The organism is Type-E symbiont of Plautia stali (assembly GCF_059731115.1).
In genome coordinates this window covers 3,552,798-3,569,214 of record NZ_AP035906.1, presented here as the reverse complement: position 1 = coordinate 3,569,214, position 16,417 = coordinate 3,552,798, and the positions used below count along the sequence as shown (strand labels likewise).

The window sequence follows — 16,417 nt, the reverse complement described above, 5'->3', positions numbered from 1 at the left end:
CTCAGCTCTGGCGCTGCAGCTCGCGCAGCCGCCGCAACGTGCGGATTAACTTCATGAACGTCTGGGTGAGGGCATCATCAAAGCTAGGTGCGGCATTGCTGCTGCCGATTAGCAGCTCGCGCATCAGGTCAGGCAAATCCTCATCGCACGCGCCGCCTGCCAGTGAGGAAAGCAGGCATGAAATCGGTGAGGCGCTGAGCTCTTCGTCAATGCGATAGCCCGCTGAAGCCGTGCTGTTATCCGGTACGACGGCTTCGCCATCGCTGTCCGAATCGGCCAGCTCAAAGGCAAGGCGAAAGGCGATATTGCGCAGGTGATCAGCGTCATCCTGCAGAGTCGGAATGGACCAGAAATCTGGTGCGGCTGATTGAGTGTTGCCACTGGCAACATCAGAAACCATCTCTAAAGTGTTGCCAGTGGCAACAGTAGAACTCGGCTCGGAGGTGTTGCCAGTGGCAACAGTGGAATTCGGTTCGGAGGTGTTGCCACTGGCAACACCGGGCGTGGTGGGTGGTGGAGTTGGCTTGCGAACCGGCGCAGGCGCGCGCGGTGCTGCTTCCGGTTCAGGCTGCTGGTTTTGCTGCTGAAGCTGCGGTGCAACCGGTTCGGGTTCGCCAAACAGCTGGCGACGGTTTTGTTCACTGGGATCAAGCTCAATCAGCCAACGATCGTAGTTGAGCGATGGATGCGGCAACGCGCTGACCAGCTCGCCGATAAACTCGTCGCGGAACATCTCCAGCGACCAGCTCTCCGGTGAATTGAAATGCGGGCACACTTTGGTCATCACGTTTTCAAACGTCACTTCCGGCTTGGCTTCTGCCGCATAGTGATTCCATAATTTCTCGGCATCGCTGCGCAGTACCAACAACGCGTTGATCTGCGGACGGCCAAGACCCGACTCCAGCAGCGCCGGTAAATGCGGATAGAGATGACGGACGCAACTGTCCATGCGGCTCAGGCTGGAGTAACTAACCGGATAGCCTTGATCTGTCAGCACCGTTGCCAGCTCTCGCAGGGAAACCGCTTTGCCCGATTCATCCTCAATGATTTGGCGGGCGTTGCGGATGCCGATCGCTTTCTCTATAAAGCTCAGCTCACCACGCAGTTCGTTTTCCGCCAGATGACCAATCACACATTTGATGCGACCTGGCCAGGGTTTGAACAAGCAATGCACGCGGTAGAAATGTTCGCTATGCGTCTCCGCCCACAACTCACTCAACGCCTGGTAACGCGTGTTGCCGCCGTCACTAAAGATGTAAGAGCCTGGATTGTCGGGATCGAGCGTGACTTTCGGCACGGTATCGAGGCCGCGCGCGCGAATCGATGCCTTGATGTCATCAAAACGTGGATTACGGCTAGTGCGTGGGTTATCTGGATTGGGGCGTAACTGCTCCAGCGTCAGCACCATTGGCATTTCGCTGCCAGGCGCATCTGGCGTTGCCACGGTTAATGTTGCTTCGGCCTGACGACCGCGTTTTAAAAGCGCATCTGTCAGGCCGGTTGTGCGCTGTTTTGTCATCGCTGTCATGCCTGAGCCCTCCCATAACCGAAGTGATAGGAGTTGTTTTCAGCATTTGAAAAGCGCGTGTAGCGGCCATCATAGGCGGTTTTAACGGTGCCGATAGGGCCCTGACGTTGCTTGCCAATGATGATTTCGGCGATGCCTTTTTCGATGGAGTTCTCGTTATAAACTTCATCGCGATAGATGAAGAGAATCAGATCGGCGTCCTGTTCCAGCGCGCCGGAATCACGCAGATCGCCGTTGTTTGGCCGCTTATTGGGGCGCGATTCAACCTGGCGATTGAGCTGGGATAATGCTACCAGTGGACATTTCAACTCTTTGGCCAGCGCTTTCAGGCAGCGCGAGATCTCTGATATCTCCTGCGTGCGATTCTCCTGCTCAGGCGCGCGCATCAGCTGCAGGTAATCGACCAGAATCAGGCTCGGTTGTCCGTATTTGCGGATGTAACGCCGCGCGCGGGCACGTAACAGCGCAGGAGTCTGGTCGCTGTTTTCATCGATGATCAGCCGATCTTTCCAGGCTGTGACGCGCTCCATTGCCATGCTGATTCTGGCCCAGCATTCATCATCGAGCTGGCCGCTGCGCAGCAAATTCAGCTCCACCTTACCCAGCATTGCAACCAGCCGCATCATCAGCTGCTCAGCGGGCATTTCCAGGCTAAAGCAAAAAACTAAATTGCTCTCCAGTGCATCCAGCGCCGATTCGCACATCGCCAATGCCAGCGCCGTTTTGCCCATCGAAGGACGCGCGGCCAGCAGAATTAAATCGCCCGCCTGCAAACCACAGGTCATCTGGTCGAGCTCCCGAAAACCCGACGGCGTGCCAGTGATGCCATTGCCGCCGGTGGTCTCTTCTAGCCGGGTAAGCAATTGCGACATGCCATCGAGAACAGTGATTTCCTGGTGCTGGCGCGCATGGCCTTTCTCGGCAAGGTTGAACAGCTGGCTTTCGGCGACTTCGGTGATGTTGTTGGCGGTGGCGTTGGGTAGCTGCACATCGCGCGTAAGTTGGTTGCCAAGCACATACAACTGACGCAGCTGGCTCTTTTCGGCAATTATCCGCGCGTAGGCGAGGATGTTGGCGGCGCTCGGCGTGTTTTTGCTCAGCTCGGCGAGGTAAGCAAATCCACCACACTGATCGATGAGGTTGTGACGCTCCAGAAGTTCGCTGAGCGTGATCAGGTCGAACGGGCTGTTGGTTTTGGCCAGCTCGTCGATGCCTTTAAAAATCGAGCGATGCGGACCGGAGAAGAAGTCTTCGCGTTGAATCAGCGTAACCACATCATCCCAGCGATCGTTATCGAGCATTAGCGCGCCCAACACTGCCTGCTCAGCATCGATGGAATGCGGCAATTCGATTGGATAATTGTTGGACTTAGACATGATTCACCTCCTTCACTGAGCGTGAAAGTAGCGCACCAAACTGATTGCGCCATTCCGGGAACAATTCACACGCTAGGTTGTGCATGGTTTGCAGCGCCGAATCGCTTTTGCGGCGGGTCTGCGTTTCAAGCCGGTGCGCAGGCTCGCCAGCAAAGTGGCCCGCCTTATAGATGTCGAGATCGTAGATTTGAGTGTTCAGCAACGACACGGGGATCTCGTCAGCGTAGGGACTATATTTCCCTTCGCTGACAATCGTCTCCAGTTGCCCGAGTGTGGTTTTGGCCAGCGAGGTGTAATCCATGCAATTCACCAGAATGCGAATCGCCGGTAGCGCTATGCCGTAAGAGGAGAGTGAGCGTAGCTGTTCGAACATCGCGATAGCACCGCGCAGAAACTCGCGGATGTCGGGCAGCACCGGCTTCACTATGCCGATGGTTGTGTCAGTGGCGGCGAGCGCAATAAGCTCCAACATCACCGAACGCGCGCCCTGTGAATCAATGATGATGACGTCGTACTCATTGAACAGCGGATGCTGCAGCACGTTACGCATGCGTAACCGACCATCTGGGGCGTGCAGCATGGCAGTCAGCAAGTGGGCTTGCGGGTCGTTGGAGATGATGACGTCGAGATTAGGGATGAAACTGTTGGAAATTATGTTGGTTGAATCACCGAGATCTACCGACTGCATTAGCAGTTCATATATGCCGCACGGCGCTTCATAGGTGAGTTGATAGATGCTGCTGGCAGTGGGCTGGCCGAAGTCACCATCGATTAAAAGCGTCTTCAGTCCTGCATCAGCGAGGAAGCCACAGAGGTTTGCGGCTTGCGTAGATTTGCCTTCTCCACCTTTGGTGGAAATTACGGGAAGTATTTTCATTTTGCACATCCGAAGTAAGTTCGAATATGCATCTCGTCAATTCTGTAAAACCCGTTTAAAGACTCATTTTCCCGCAGGGAATCAACCTGAAATTCTCAGCAAGGGGATTGAAAATCCCCGTGTCCGTGGTTCGATTCCGCGTCCGGGCACCAACATTCTGAAAACCCAGCCTTTATGGCTGGGTTTTTGCTTTTGTGGGTTTCTAAAACACCTTTACGTCTTCAGCGCCATCAAAAGCATTAATCTTGATGCCTGCGCTTTAACGGTATGCTCAGCAGTAGCTCACCAGATACAGAGCGCTTGCCGGGTGCCGTTTCAAACGCGTTGATTTACGTGGCAGTAATCTCCACGGTGGATGGCCTCGCATGTCGTCACCACGTGTCTTACCTTGATCCAGCAGCAGCACTCGCAAAGCCAGCGTTAAGCTGTAGGACGTTCGTTCCACGCATCGGCGTATTGAATGTTGCCATCCACAATGCGCCAGGTGATTTTCTCATACTGCATGCTGACGCTTTCCGAGTGATTCATCTTGTCGTTACCAGACAATTTCACATTGGGTACGCCACAATGAACGCTGGTGATCTTCACGTTTTCCAGCAGAACCGTGTAATAGCAGACCTCTTGCCCAGCATCGCTAATATTGTAAAAACGAATTTCAGCACTTTTCAGCGTCTGCCCGGTAGCTGAAGCTTTATAAAGATAGGGCGTTGAACTATCAACTTCCTTTTCAATACGCATTGATGAGTGCTGGCGTGTGCCGGTTATTTTTCCAGCGGCGGTATCAACCGGAAGGCTAATACCGTGGCTTAATCCGATGATTTCAATACTACCTTCACGGTCATGCACATCAACAGAGCCTCTAATATCTGCGCCGCCATCGTCTTTGAGCCACATGTACGGAGGGATTGGCATTTAACTACTCCTTATTTTTCGTAGTAACTTCATTGTTAAAATATAAATTGCCGTAGTGATAGAAAATACTGAGAACACGGAGATGTAGAAATATAAATCATAAAAGTTGTCTGCTCCAATCTCACCATCTCCGTAAAAAAAATGTGCAATACGGGTTGCCCATGCATAATTAAACCATATTTCAGGACTACCTAATGTTCGCCCGACGATCAACGATAAAGCGAAATAGAAGATGACTTTACATATCTTACGGGCAAGTGTTGTTATTGCCACTGGCAATTACCTCAATCCAACCGCGTGCCATCAATGATTTCATGCAGGGAACGCGTATTGGTGAAGTCTGCATTAATGCATTACGGATTAATGCATAATCGGAGTTATGAACTAAAGTGATGCATCCTTCCGATACACGCCCCGGATGTAGCCTGAATAATCCACGTTTGACCCCATCAATCCAGCTGTGATCATCAATAGTCCAGTCATCTCTGAACAAAGCAAACCATTCATCACGGTCAAACTCAGCACCTTCGTACATTCTGTTATAGAAATCCTGGGACTTTGCTTTTAACCTTGATAAGAGGCCGCCACTGCCACGCTCTACAATCCAGTACTTACCCGGTGGTATTGGACCTTCATTCGGAATTGCACCACATGCAGCGTTGTTCATGTAAACGCCTTTGCCTGAGAACGGCATAAAAACGCCAACGCCGTAAAGATTGAAAGGCACATAATCTGCGCCATTTAGAATCAATGTTCCCTGAAGTGCCATTACCTGTCCCTAATTAACAATCATGTAATAACTGTGGGTTATGTTACGTAGGATGAATTTTCAGGGCTAGTAATAATAATGGCATGCTTTCAATTTTGCGTAGTTGCCCACATTATATGATGGCCTGGGGGCTATATTCCTTCTGGATGCCAGTCTTTCTTGAATGACCAAATGGGTCGATTAAACACCTTCGTGACCGTTTGTCTAATGTGGTAATTAATTCTTTAAATGATAATTAAGGTTGTCATTCTGAAAGATACCCTGACATTTATAAAACCTGTAAGGCTTTCACTACAAAAATTTAATCTAATAATGATAATAAACAGATAATTCGTAATGTTGTCTTTAGTTATGTTTTTAATTAATAATTTATCGCATAAGCGCTGTAAGGTACTTATGTTCTGCTAAGTGCTATTCTCTGTGATTTATTAATTTGTTAAGTGCACGAGAACAGCAATTAAACATCTTCAAAAACACTTTTAACAAATGGATGCGTTATTATGAATAAGCTCATTAAGTTTTCAATTGCCGCTGCGGTAGTGGCTCTGCTGTCTGGATGTACTGGAAGCGTGTATAACAAAGAAAAAAACTGTGATTACGATTATTTGCTTCATCCGGCTGTTTCTATCTCGAAAATTATTGGCGGTTGTGGACCAGTAGATAAATAGTCTGCATTGATGATTAGCGGCCAGTCACGGCAGTTAACTGGCCGCAACACCTCTAAAACCCCTGAAAAATCCGAAAGATAAAATTACATCGTGTTGTTTTAAATGGTTTTTATTTAATGTTGAGAGTGTTAATCCTAAGAATGGAAAGTTTATTTTTCTTTTGTCTTGCAATGTTGCATTAGACATGCGTAAATGACCTCCAGTCTGATTTGCAGACAGTTTCAAAGTTAGTTCACAGTTTATCTCTCATCTACGTCAGTGCCGAAAATAAGCCTTTCTCTTTGAGTTTTATCTCAGTCCTGATTTTTCTCTGCGATTCAGTTCACTCAGCCTCACGGCAAAAGAAAAGGTATTAATTATGTCTAATAAAATTCTCGGTACAGTAAAGTGGTTTAATTCTGAAAAAGGTTTCGGTTTTATTACCCCTGAAAATGGCAGCAAAGATGTCTTCGTACATTTCTCTGCTATCACCGGTAGTGATTTCCGCTCCCTTGAAGAGGGTCAGCATGTTGAATTCTCAGTACAAGATGGACCGAAAGGCCCTTCAGCAACCAATGTTACAGGTCTCTAATATTAATTTGTTCACTACTTTTATGAAATGCCCTCAGTGTCAGGGTTCTCAATATCGCAAGTCGGTATTTGATGTCAGCCAAAAAAATCCGCATGGTGCGACCTGCATTTTCTGCAAGTCCATGATGATTGAGAATAAAAATATCGCTGCATAAACGCAGGTTTGCACTACTTTTCGTGTAACGTCCTTACGCTGTATCTGAACGACAATCCCGCGTTATAACTCGAGCTGAATCGGCTCGATATCGCCATTCTGCTGTGCCGGCTGCGCACAGCAGATTAATATCTCCCCCTCTGCCACACTGGCACTCGGCGCAGTCGGGTAGGTTACCGCTCCCTTTAAAATCCTCGTTTTGCACGATCCGCAATGTCCTTCACGACAGCTGTATTCCGGGCTAAGACCGCGTGCTTCGGCCAGTTCCAGCAGCGATCCGCTATTCGGCGTCCAGCGCGCCTCTTTGGCTGAGTTCATGAACATCACGGGTATGGATTGCGTCGAAATCGGGAGTAAGCTTTGTTCTGTTTGCTGCACATCCATGCTGCGCTGCAGCGAGGACGGGCCAAAGGCTTCGGCGTGAATGCGTTTATCGGCGATATTGTAGCTGCGCAGCCCGTCATATAACGCCTGCGTAAACTGCGGCGGGCCACACAGGTAAAAGTCGTAGTCGTTAAATGGCAGCACCTGTGAAAGCAGCGCCATATCGATGCGTCCGGAGACATCGTAATCGAATCCCTGTTCGGCACCGTCCGGCTGGCTCAACACGCGCACCAGTTTGAATGCGCCTTGTGAGGCCGCCAGCAATGCATCCAGTTCACGTACAAACGGGCGTTCCGCTTTGTTGCGCGCGGACTGGATAAAGTAAGTAGGGCGCATACGCTGTTTGCGGCGTCCTTCATAAACCAGATGGCGCAGCATCGCCAGCATCGGGGTGATGCCGACGCCCGCCGCAATTAAAACCGCTGGGCGTGTCTCTTGCGCATTGATAGTGAAATCACCGGCTGGCGCTCGCGTTTCAAGACTGTCGCCAACCTGTAGATGATCGTGCAGATAGCGCGAGACCACGCCATCGCGTTTGACGCTGATGCGATAAAAACCGTCCGACGGCGCAACCGACAGGGTGTAGTGACGAATCAGCGGTTTGTCTGTACCAGGCAACTGCACGCGAATCGGCAAGTGCTGTCCTGCCTGATACGCCAGCAAACCGGCGCCATCATCTGGCATCAGATGAAACGAGCGAATCGATGCGCTCTCATCGACAATCTTCGTCACCCTAAAAGGCCGCCAGCGTCGCGCCAGTTCGTTAGCGCGCAGGCGTTCGGCAGCCGATTGCCAGTCACCCGTCATTTCTGACGCCAGTGAGATACCGCCTGCTTCCGTTTCCCAGCGCAAGGCGAGAGCGGCATGACGTCGCACGATGCGGCGCGGGCGGAATGTCCACAGCCGTTCGGCGCCCTGGAATGCAGCGATCTCCGGCGAGTCGAGGATCACGCTGGCATCGCCGGTCATTTGCAGCGTATCGCCGCTGCGGTAATCGACAAACAGCAGCCCGGATTTCCCGTTCTGGTGGATGTTGCCGAGCGTGGAAAAGAAGAGGTTGCCGTTAAAATCGGGAATGGTCAGCAGGCCATCGTCATCCACACGCACAAAACCGGGTTTGCCGCCGCGATGCGAAGCATCAACCTGATGCTCGGCATAAGTCGCGACATAAAACGTATCGGCGGTGGCGATGGTGTTGCGGGCCGCCTCATCGAGCGTGCTGAGCACTTCAACCTCACCAATAGCCGGCTCATCGGGCGAACGAGCAAAGCGGAAATCGCGCAGCTGGATATAGCGCGGGCAGTTGCCGAAACTCTGCTCCACCTGCACCCGAAAGCCGCCACCAATGGCGCTCAGCACGCCATTCATACGGTTGCGGCGACGGGTGTGTAACTCAATGCCGAGCAGGCCAACCGATGCGCCGTCAGTGAACCCGGCAGCAGCGGGATCGCGGGGATCCGGCTGGGCGGCAATATCCAGCGTGGTGGCATTGGGCGAGAAGATAAAACCGGGTTGGCCTTCCAGCAGCGTGGCCCAGGCATCGCCTTGCCCATCCACGCTGCCCACTACGATAAACGGTAGCTGTGCGTAGAAGTCACGGTGCTGATCGGGCATGTAGTCGCGAATCACGCGCTGGCCGACTTCCGCCATGCGTTCGGCTACGCCCGCCTGTTGTTGCAGGGCTATTTCACCTGCATGCCATACCGGAAGTTTCTCGCCCATGATAGTTAACTCACGCGATGCTGCGCAGACCGGCAGCGGTTTGCGGGAAGGGAACAAAGCCCGGCAACGCTTCAATACGGCGTAACAGCGCATTGACCGCCGGATAGCCAGAGAGATCCACATTGCCTTCCGGCGCGCCGATCAGGTAGCTGTACTGCGCGATATCCGCGATGGTCGGGCGATCGCCGACCAGCCATTCACGCCCGGTAAGATGTTTATCCATTAACGCCAAAATGGTGTGCGCACGGGCGATCACTTCGTCAGAGTTGAACGGGCGGCCAAACACGGTAATCAAGCGTGCCGCACAAGGGCCATAAGCCAGTTCACCTGCCGCGACAGACAACCAGCGCTGCACCTGCGCCGCACCCAGTGCATCTTCAGGCAACCACTCACTGCGACCTGATTTTTTCGCCAGATAAATTAGGATGGCGTTGGAGTCGGAGATATACACGCCGTCATCCTCCAGCACCGGCACTTGGCCGAATGGATTGATGGCGAGAAACGCCGGGGTTTTGTGCTCGCCGTTGGCGAGGTCCACATCAATTACCTCGTGCGGCAGGTCGAGCAGTGACAGGAACAGACGAGCACGATGCGCATGGCCAGAAAGCGGGAAGTGGTAGAGTTTCATCATTAGTGTCCTTTAGTGGTGGCCGGGATGATCCCGAACCCTGTCTAAAGGTTGGCACAGCCTGGGGTGCGGCAGAATAGCCGGGTTTGCGAAGTCATTATTGCGGAAAATGGAAGAATGGGGGCGGGGTTGATGTACGGCGGTCCTGCAAAAGCGTTGAAACTCTTTTGCAGCGCCGCCGCGCATGGGTTAGCCGGGAACTATGAAACCACTGCACTTCCTGTCACAGCCTGAGCTTGCTGCTCGCTTTGCTGCTCTTCGCGATGTTTCAAGCGATCCCAGATGCGGAAGAACGGATAGTAAATCACCATCGAGATCGCCAGGTTAACCACCTGTAACACCGTGCCGGAAATGTGCCCCCCAGTTGCCAGATAGCCGCTGACAAATATCGGCGTGGTAAACGGTAATGCGATCCCGGCGGGCGGCGCGACGAATCCGGTCGTCATGGCCGCCCAGGAGACAATCACCAGCACCACCGGGGTGAGAATAAACGGCAGGAACAGGTACGGGTTCATCACCAGCGGAATGCCAAACACCAACGGCTCGCTGATGTTGAACAGCGCGGCAGGTCCGGCAATCTTACCCAGCTGTTTCATCTGGCGGCTGCGAGAGCGGATCAGCATAAAGATCACCAGACCCAGCAAAGCACCGGTGCCGCCAGGCGCTATCCACAGATCATAAAACTGCTGCGTAAAGATGTGCGGGATCGGCTGGTTATGCTGGAACGCTTCGAGGTTTTCACTCATGTTGGAGAGCCAGACCGGCTGGATGAACACCAGTACAATGGCATCGCCGTGCAACCCCAGCGTCCAGAGAATGCCAATCAGTAGCACCGAGAAGATCATGCCCGGCAGCGTGCCGCCGACGTGGTGCATCGGCAATCCAATCACGGTGGCGATCAGGTTGTTGATGTCGCCAAACGGCGAGGCTTCCACTGCCAGACGGATGATCAGCACCACCGCCAGCACGCAGAAGCCCGGCACCAGTGCGAGGAAGGATTTTGCCACCGCAGGCGGCACGCCTTCCGGCATCTTGATCACCAGATTGCGGCTATGGACGAAGCGATAAATCTCCGTCGACATCAGCGCAATCACAATGGCCACGAACAAGCCCTGGCTGCCAATCATCGAGATCGGCAGGACGCCGGTTACCAGCTGTGCGGGTGCATTTTCGACTGGGGCAAACAGGGTCTGCTGCGGAATGGTCATCACAAAAGCCACTAACGCCATGGCGCCGCTGGTAAGCGGATCCAGCGTGCGGTATTTCTCCGCCAGACGATAGGCGATGCCGAAGCTGGAGATCAGCGCCATGATGTCGTAGGTGGCGCGCACCGGATAGAGCAGTTTGTTGCGCCAGGTGTCGCCAAACAGATCCGCCATCAAATGGCCCCACGCCGGAATCGGCAGGTAGGCGAAGATCAGGAAGAAACTGCCAATCAGCATAAACGGCATGTTGAGAATGATGCCGTCACGCACCGAGAGCACATGCTTTTGTCCGGCGACTTTCAGCGCTGCGGGCAACACATAACGTTCAATAAGAGTACGGTTGGACACAGGGCCTCCTCAGGCTCAATGGCGCAACAAAATGATAATAAGCGGTCCATTTGCACCAACGCTAGCGGCGGATAATTCGCGCTGTTAGCGTTGGTGCAGGTGACCTGACATTGCCAGATGCCCTCAATTGCGCAGCGGCACGGTTTATCGGGCATATCTGGAGCCGCATTCTCGCGATTGCACCGTTACGGCGCTATTGAGCCGATGAGAACTGCGGCAACCACGGCTTGTTCAGCGTTAACACTTCTTCCAACAGGGCTTCTGCTGTCGCGACATCGCCGACCAGCGGATTGCCCAGCAGCGCCAGCAATGCCTGATTACGATCGCCGTGTACCGCAGCTTCGATGGTTAAGCGCTCGAAAGCTTTAATCTGCTGTGTCAGGCCGTTCATCAACGGTGGCAACTCGCCAAACACTAACGGGTGCGCGCCCTGAGCATCTACCAGGCAGTTCACTTCCACCACCGCGTCATCGGGCAGGCCGTGAATCGCGCCGTTATTGCGGCAGTTCACCACCAGATTCTTGCCACTGTTGTTGTGAATCGCGCTGATCAGCTCGACCGCCACTTCAGAGTAATAGGCGCCACCGCGGAAACTCAGTTGCTCCGGTTTGTGCGCCAGATGCGGATCGGCATACAGCGCGAACAGCTCCGCTTCAACCTTCATCACTTGCTCAGCGCGGGTGCCTTCATGACCGTTTTTAGCTTTCTCCTGCTCTTCGGCCAGCATCTGCGGCGTCTGCCAGTAATAGCGATGATACGGGCAGGGAATGGCGTTGAGCGCACGCAGGAACTGCGGAGACCATGGCATATCTTTGATGTTGTTCATGGTTAGCGACTGGCCATCGCACAGCTGTTCAATCACCTGTTTGGTGACATCTTCGCCACGGCAAGTCACCTGATGCACCCACACCAGATGATTGAGCCCGGCAAAGCGCAACTGCACATCATCCCATGGCGCGTCGAGCATACCGGCAATCATATGATGCATATTCACCGGCACGTTACACAGGCCGATGATTTTGGCGTTGCTGTAACGCGATACCGCTTCAGTGACGATCCCGGCGGGATTGGTGAAGTTAATGATAAAGGCATCGGGCGCCAGTTCTTCCACTTTACGCGCCACGTTCAGCATCACCGGAATGGTGCGCAGCGCTTTGGCAAAACCGCCGACGCCGGTGGTTTCCTGGCCGAGACGACCGTATTTCAGGCCAAGGCGTTCATCGGCTGCGCGCGCCGCCAGTTGGCCGACACGTAGCTGGGTTAGCACAAAGCTGGCACCACGGATGGCATCATCCAGCTCAAAGTGCACGCTGACTTTGACCTGTTCTAAGCCATTCTGCTGCAGCATACGGCGGGTGAGATCGGCAATGACATTCACTTTCTCACGACCCGATTCCACATCCACCAGGGCCAGTTCAGTCACCGGCAACTGCGCGTAACGGTTGATAATCCCTTCGACCAGTTCCGGTGAGTAGCTGCTGCCACCACCAATAATGGCTATCTTAAGCATCGGTTCCTCCTGCCGCAGTGCGGCGGTAGAGTTCAATGATTTCGCCCGCCAGATCCTGCACCAGCATGGCGTTCATCAGGTGATCCTGGGCATGTACCAAAATCAGGGTGACGGGCAGTTTGCCGCTGCCTTCATCGAGACTGATCAATGCCGTTTGCTGCTGATGAGCGCCATTGACGCTCTCTTTGGCAGCCATAAGCTGTTGCTCGGCAGCAGCAAACTGGCCTTCACGCGCTAATCGCAGGGCGCTCAGTGCTGCACTGCGAGCGGCACCGGCCTGTACCAGCAGCAGCATGATTTGTTCTTCAAACTCGATAACCACTTCTTCGGACATGCAGAATCCCCCACAGCACAAGGCCGTGTTTATTTCGGTCAGTTTGGGTAAAACGGAGGTATTACGAGGTGTGCAACGCTAGGGCGGTATCCAGCACCTGTTCGCCACGCATCATGCCGTAATCCATCATGTCGATGACGGCGACAGCTTTGCCTTGTGGCGCGGCGATGGCAGTCAGGCGGGCGGCTTCAAACTTCACTTGTGGACCGAGCAACACCACGTCGGCATCCGGCAGGATGCGTTCGAATTCCGCTACCGGCACCGCTTTGATATCAATGGTCAGCCCGCGCCCCTGAGCAGCGCTTTGCATTTTGTTGACCAGCATGCTGGTGGACATCCCTGCAGCACAGCAAAGTACGATACGCATATGATTTCCTCCTGTGATTTGTCGGGGCCATTTAAGACCTGTGTTGTAGGTGGTGTAAATACCCTCCGGACAGACGATTTTCTGATGAATGGATAATTAAATATTTTAAATCAATTGGTTATACTGTGTTGTTTGTGAAAATATTTTTCATGACTGTGATCGGTGCTGTAATTTATCGTTAACATAAGTGGTTTTTGACGTCGCTAGCGCTGAAATCGCTGAAAAAAAACTCACACTGAAAAATATTTTCATGCATGATGGGCGTTCGCAACGAGAGGATGTGGTGAGCGGATGGATATTGTCTGGCAATTGCGGCAGCAGTCGGCACGCGCGGATGCGCCGGAATCTAAGCTGGCGCGTTTTATTCTGGAAAACCTGCATGTCAGCGCGCAGGCGACAATGGAAAGTCTGGCAACGCAGGCAGGGGTGAGTCCTGAAGTCCTGCGCCGCTTTGCGGTATCGGCAGGCTGTCGCGATCTGGATGATTTCCTGCATCAGGTGCGCAAAGCAGGACAGCAGGAAGGGACATTTCTCGATGTCATCCGGCAGCGCCAGTCATCGCTGAGCCAGCAGGAAAATCGTGTGGCGCTGGCAATTCTTAACGATATCGCGTTTGCCGCCTCGGCCACCATCGAGCAATTAGCCGGGCGCGCCGAAGTCAGTGCGGCCACCATTACCCGCTTTGCCCGTTCTGTGGGTTGTGAAGATATTCGCGAATTGCGTATGCGGTTGGCCAGGGCCAGTTCGGTGCCTTCAACCCCAACCGCCCAGGGTATTCCGCAGCTGGAGGCGATTCATCAGGCGCTAGCCCAGCAGTGGACACTGGCTGAAACCGAGACCTGGGAGCGGGCGGCGCGAATGCTAGTTAAAGCTCGCAGCGTGCTGTTAATTGGTGCGGCAGGGCAGACCACGCCACTGGTGGCTGAAGTACACCAACGATTAACGGCGACAGGTCTGGCGCTGGCATGGATCCAGGACGATAACCTGTTGCGTATGACGTTAAGCCGATTGCAGCCGGATGATTTACTGCTGATCCTCGCGCCGGATGCGGTGAACAGCAGCGTGCTCAGCGCTGTGCATCATGCGCATATCCAAAAAACGCCGGTGATTGCCATCTGCCCGACTAAGCTGGATCTGGCGAGTCAGGCTGATATTTGGTTACCGTTGCCGGATGAACAGCAGGCGCGCAGCTATGGCATTCTCTGCGCGCTGGATCGGCTGGAAATGGCGCTTAGGTCATTTTAGCGCGTAGATTTCTGATATCAGGGTGCTGCCATCTTGCAGCATCACTTCAACTGGCACACGCTGATAGCCTTCGCCCTCAAACTCATCAAGCATCGACCAGTGCGCGGAAAGGTTATCCGAACTGAAGACAAAGCCGTTAACCTGCGTGCCTTCGGCAGTGAGTTCAATGCCGGGAAAACCCATCGCTGCGCCCCAGCCCGCTTCATGCAGATTGCCCAGCACATAACCTTGCTGCCAGCTTCCGCCAATATTTTCCATGATATGCGCATTAGGACGGCCTGGACCGAGCGTGCCGTAAACGAAAAGACTGTGCATTAACTACCTCAGTAATAAGGGAAAGGCTTTGAATTTAGCGCGAGAGGTGAGGTTAGCCAATGGTGATGATTGAGATGAAAAGTAGTGTCTAAGTAAACTGGACGTTACAGAAGCAGGGGTTAATTAAACATTAGAGAAATGCCCTAATGTGCTAGCAGCGGCCAATAAGTTTTTTAACCGCTGCTATTTTTAACGTTAAAGAACATCCAAAATAACGGTAGAGCTGCCGGTAAAATCACCTAATGATGGTGTGCCACTTAAAGTGGCATCCACTGTGACCGAATTGTTACCTGCTCTCATGTAGAAATTGCTGCCTTGTGAAACGCCATTGAATTTTAATGTTGCGCTCGTTCCATTATTCAGTGAAACATTATTACCTGATCTGAAGCGGATTGTGGCTGCGCCAGAACAATAAATATTAATCGAGGTGTTTTTTCCAACACCACTGTATTTATCTTGCTGAAGGCTGCCAAAATCAATAGTGCCGGCACTTCCGGAGCAAGTTGGAGGAGGTGGTGGTGGGCGAACTGGGGTTGAAAGACACTGCGACTCCACAAATCCTCCTCCAAGTCGTCTATACCCAAAACAAAGTACAGGGTCAGACCCTCCTGCCGGCAAAGTTATTCTGACTGGCACACTACTCCCATATCTTCTTAGCCAGGCTTGTCGAGCATCTTCTGAGGTTTTATAAGGAGTGACTAACCCAGATGCTGCGATTGCAGTCCTTACGCCACCATAATAGTAGAACAATGCCACGCCATAATCGCAGCTGAAATATCCCCCCATGCCATTATCGCCACAGTTACTGGCTGCAGAATAGGGAATACCATTATCCTGTGCAGTTCCTGATATGCTACTTCCAATTTGGGTGAAGTTTTGCACTAATATGACAGCGCTGGCTGGACAGGTAAATAATCCAGCCAGTATTAATAAGGGTTTAATTTTGATAATTTTTTTAATCATAAGTAATCCAGAATAAAAGTGGTAGTGGCCGTAAATTGACCATGACCAATGCGTCTGTTAATTAATGCATCTGGCTCACCCTGAACATAGGCTTGGAACCCGAGTGCCATATCGCCCGCTTGTAATGCCACCGTTGGGCTTGCCACATTAACTTTTAGCGGGCTGCCATCCTGATTTTCCAGGCCCACAGCCACGCCTTTTGCCATACTTCCGGCATCAAGCTTCAACATGCCGGGTAGTGCTGTATTTTCAATGCCTTGAAACGTCACCTTCACCCCTTTGAACACGCTGATATCACAATCTTCGAGATGAATACGTAGCGGTCGGCTGGGTGTACGTTTGTAGCGATAAAGGAATTTGTCGATCACCTCTTCAAAATCCAGTTTAATCAGGTCATCACCAGGGCGAATAAAACAAGGTGCTGCCACTAATGTACCACGCATAATTAAGTTTTCTGCTGCTTTGGCCGGCAGTGTAAAAAACAAAAGGCCAGCAAGCATAACTATATATCCCAAGGGAAGTATTCTGTATTTCATTACGCT

At 52.5% G+C, this 16,417-nt stretch carries 19 protein-coding genes; 4 read left to right on the top strand and 15 right to left on the bottom strand.

Annotated elements, in window-relative coordinates; translation table 11 throughout:
* Window position 1: 1 nt before the first annotated feature.
* The 5 genes from AC6I8L_RS16315 to AC6I8L_RS16295 all read right to left on the bottom strand — a co-directional run bounded on the left by AC6I8L_RS16315 (window position 2) and on the right by AC6I8L_RS16295 (window position 5,462).
* Window positions 2-1,528 carry a ParB family protein gene (locus AC6I8L_RS16315; RefSeq protein WP_072226480.1) on the bottom strand — a complete coding sequence of 509 codons (1,527 nt, stop codon included), beginning with the start codon at window positions 1,526-1,528 and terminating at the stop codon, window positions 2-4.
* Window positions 1,525-2,904 carry an SPI-7-type island replicative DNA helicase gene (gene dnaB-PI, locus AC6I8L_RS16310; RefSeq protein ID WP_058959273.1) on the bottom strand — a complete coding sequence of 460 codons (1,380 nt, stop codon included), beginning with the start codon at window positions 2,902-2,904 and terminating at the stop codon, window positions 1,525-1,527. Before dnaB-PI ends, AC6I8L_RS16315 begins: the two co-directional genes overlap by 4 nt.
* The gene (locus AC6I8L_RS16305; RefSeq protein WP_058959274.1) at window positions 2,897-3,781 is read right to left on the bottom strand and encodes a ParA family protein; all 885 of its coding nucleotides are present in this window, start codon (window positions 3,779-3,781) and stop codon (window positions 2,897-2,899) included. The genes dnaB-PI and AC6I8L_RS16305 overlap by 8 nt, the downstream gene beginning before the upstream one ends.
* Window positions 3,782-4,201: 420 nt before the next feature.
* A complete protein-coding gene (locus tag AC6I8L_RS16300; protein WP_034823348.1) occupies window positions 4,202-4,693 on the bottom strand; it encodes an Hcp family type VI secretion system effector in 492 nt (163 codons plus the stop codon).
* A 247-nt stretch (window positions 4,694-4,940) separates the two neighbouring features.
* Window positions 4,941-5,462 carry a DUF2778 domain-containing protein gene (locus AC6I8L_RS16295; RefSeq protein ID WP_058959275.1) on the bottom strand — a complete coding sequence of 174 codons (522 nt, stop codon included), beginning with the start codon at window positions 5,460-5,462 and terminating at the stop codon, window positions 4,941-4,943.
* A 500-nt stretch (window positions 5,463-5,962) separates the two neighbouring features.
* On the opposite strand from AC6I8L_RS16295, the gene AC6I8L_RS16290 reads away from it, so the two are divergent.
* Window positions 5,963-6,130, top strand: a complete 168-nt coding sequence (locus tag AC6I8L_RS16290) for a YhfL family protein (RefSeq protein ID WP_064511320.1) — start codon at window positions 5,963-5,965, stop codon at window positions 6,128-6,130.
* Window positions 6,131-6,163: 33 nt separating this feature from the next.
* Here the strand turns inward: AC6I8L_RS16290 and AC6I8L_RS16285 are convergent, their stop codons facing one another.
* Entirely contained in the window at window positions 6,164-6,316 is a 153-nt protein-coding gene (locus tag AC6I8L_RS16285; RefSeq protein ID WP_167347091.1) for a hypothetical protein, read from the bottom strand.
* Window positions 6,317-6,488: 172 nt separating this feature from the next.
* Here AC6I8L_RS16285 and cspE point away from each other — a divergent pair, with 172 nt between their 5' ends.
* The gene (gene cspE / locus AC6I8L_RS16280) at window positions 6,489-6,701 is read left to right on the top strand and encodes a transcription antiterminator/RNA stability regulator CspE (RefSeq protein ID WP_072226484.1); all 213 of its coding nucleotides are present in this window, start codon (window positions 6,489-6,491) and stop codon (window positions 6,699-6,701) included.
* Complete coding sequence (ymcF, locus tag AC6I8L_RS16275; protein ID WP_058959276.1) at window positions 6,637-6,855, top strand: cold shock small protein YmcF; 219 nt, start codon at window positions 6,637-6,639, stop codon at window positions 6,853-6,855. Before cspE ends, ymcF begins: the two co-directional genes overlap by 65 nt.
* 62 nt (window positions 6,856-6,917) lie before the next feature.
* On the opposite strand, the gene AC6I8L_RS16270 is transcribed toward ymcF, so the two are convergent.
* The 6 genes from AC6I8L_RS16270 to AC6I8L_RS16245 all read right to left on the bottom strand — a co-directional run bounded on the left by AC6I8L_RS16270 (window position 6,918) and on the right by AC6I8L_RS16245 (window position 13,352).
* On the bottom strand, window positions 6,918-8,960 hold the full coding sequence (locus AC6I8L_RS16270; RefSeq protein WP_058959277.1) for an FAD-binding oxidoreductase: 2,043 nt from the start codon (window positions 8,958-8,960) through the stop codon (window positions 6,918-6,920).
* A 10-nt stretch (window positions 8,961-8,970) separates the two neighbouring features.
* Entirely contained in the window at window positions 8,971-9,591 is a 621-nt protein-coding gene (locus AC6I8L_RS16265; protein ID WP_236699713.1) for a glutathione S-transferase family protein, read from the bottom strand.
* A 197-nt stretch (window positions 9,592-9,788) separates the two neighbouring features.
* Window positions 9,789-11,141 (bottom strand): PTS cellobiose transporter subunit IIC, encoded by a 1,353-nt coding sequence (gene celB / locus AC6I8L_RS16260; protein WP_058959279.1) that lies wholly within the window; start codon window positions 11,139-11,141, stop codon window positions 9,789-9,791.
* A gap of 193 nt (window positions 11,142-11,334) precedes the next feature.
* Window positions 11,335-12,651: a 6-phospho-beta-glucosidase gene (locus tag AC6I8L_RS16255; RefSeq protein WP_058959280.1), complete on the bottom strand. Its 1,317-nt coding sequence runs from the start codon at window positions 12,649-12,651 to the stop codon at window positions 11,335-11,337.
* On the bottom strand, window positions 12,644-12,985 hold the full coding sequence (locus AC6I8L_RS16250; protein WP_034823342.1) for a PTS lactose/cellobiose transporter subunit IIA: 342 nt from the start codon (window positions 12,983-12,985) through the stop codon (window positions 12,644-12,646). Before AC6I8L_RS16250 ends, AC6I8L_RS16255 begins: the two co-directional genes overlap by 8 nt.
* 61 nt (window positions 12,986-13,046) lie before the next feature.
* Window positions 13,047-13,352: a PTS sugar transporter subunit IIB gene (locus tag AC6I8L_RS16245; RefSeq protein WP_034823341.1), complete on the bottom strand. Its 306-nt coding sequence runs from the start codon at window positions 13,350-13,352 to the stop codon at window positions 13,047-13,049.
* A gap of 291 nt (window positions 13,353-13,643) precedes the next feature.
* Here AC6I8L_RS16245 and AC6I8L_RS16240 point away from each other — a divergent pair, with 291 nt between their 5' ends.
* Window positions 13,644-14,597 carry a MurR/RpiR family transcriptional regulator gene (locus AC6I8L_RS16240; RefSeq protein ID WP_058959281.1) on the top strand — a complete coding sequence of 318 codons (954 nt, stop codon included), beginning with the start codon at window positions 13,644-13,646 and terminating at the stop codon, window positions 14,595-14,597.
* Here the strand turns inward: AC6I8L_RS16240 and AC6I8L_RS16235 are convergent.
* The 3 genes from AC6I8L_RS16235 to AC6I8L_RS16225 all read right to left on the bottom strand — a co-directional run bounded on the left by AC6I8L_RS16235 (window position 14,589) and on the right by AC6I8L_RS16225 (window position 16,411).
* Window positions 14,589-14,912: a gamma-glutamylcyclotransferase family protein gene (locus tag AC6I8L_RS16235; protein ID WP_058959282.1), complete on the bottom strand. Its 324-nt coding sequence runs from the start codon at window positions 14,910-14,912 to the stop codon at window positions 14,589-14,591. The genes AC6I8L_RS16240 and AC6I8L_RS16235 overlap by 9 nt on opposite strands.
* A 195-nt stretch (window positions 14,913-15,107) precedes the next feature.
* Window positions 15,108-15,875: an MrpH family fimbial adhesin gene (locus tag AC6I8L_RS16230; protein WP_153012253.1), complete on the bottom strand. Its 768-nt coding sequence runs from the start codon at window positions 15,873-15,875 to the stop codon at window positions 15,108-15,110.
* Window positions 15,872-16,411 (bottom strand): fimbrial protein, encoded by a 540-nt coding sequence (locus AC6I8L_RS16225; protein WP_064511321.1) that lies wholly within the window; start codon window positions 16,409-16,411, stop codon window positions 15,872-15,874. The genes AC6I8L_RS16230 and AC6I8L_RS16225 overlap by 4 nt, the downstream gene beginning before the upstream one ends.
* Between the last annotated feature and the right edge of the window lie 6 nt (window positions 16,412-16,417).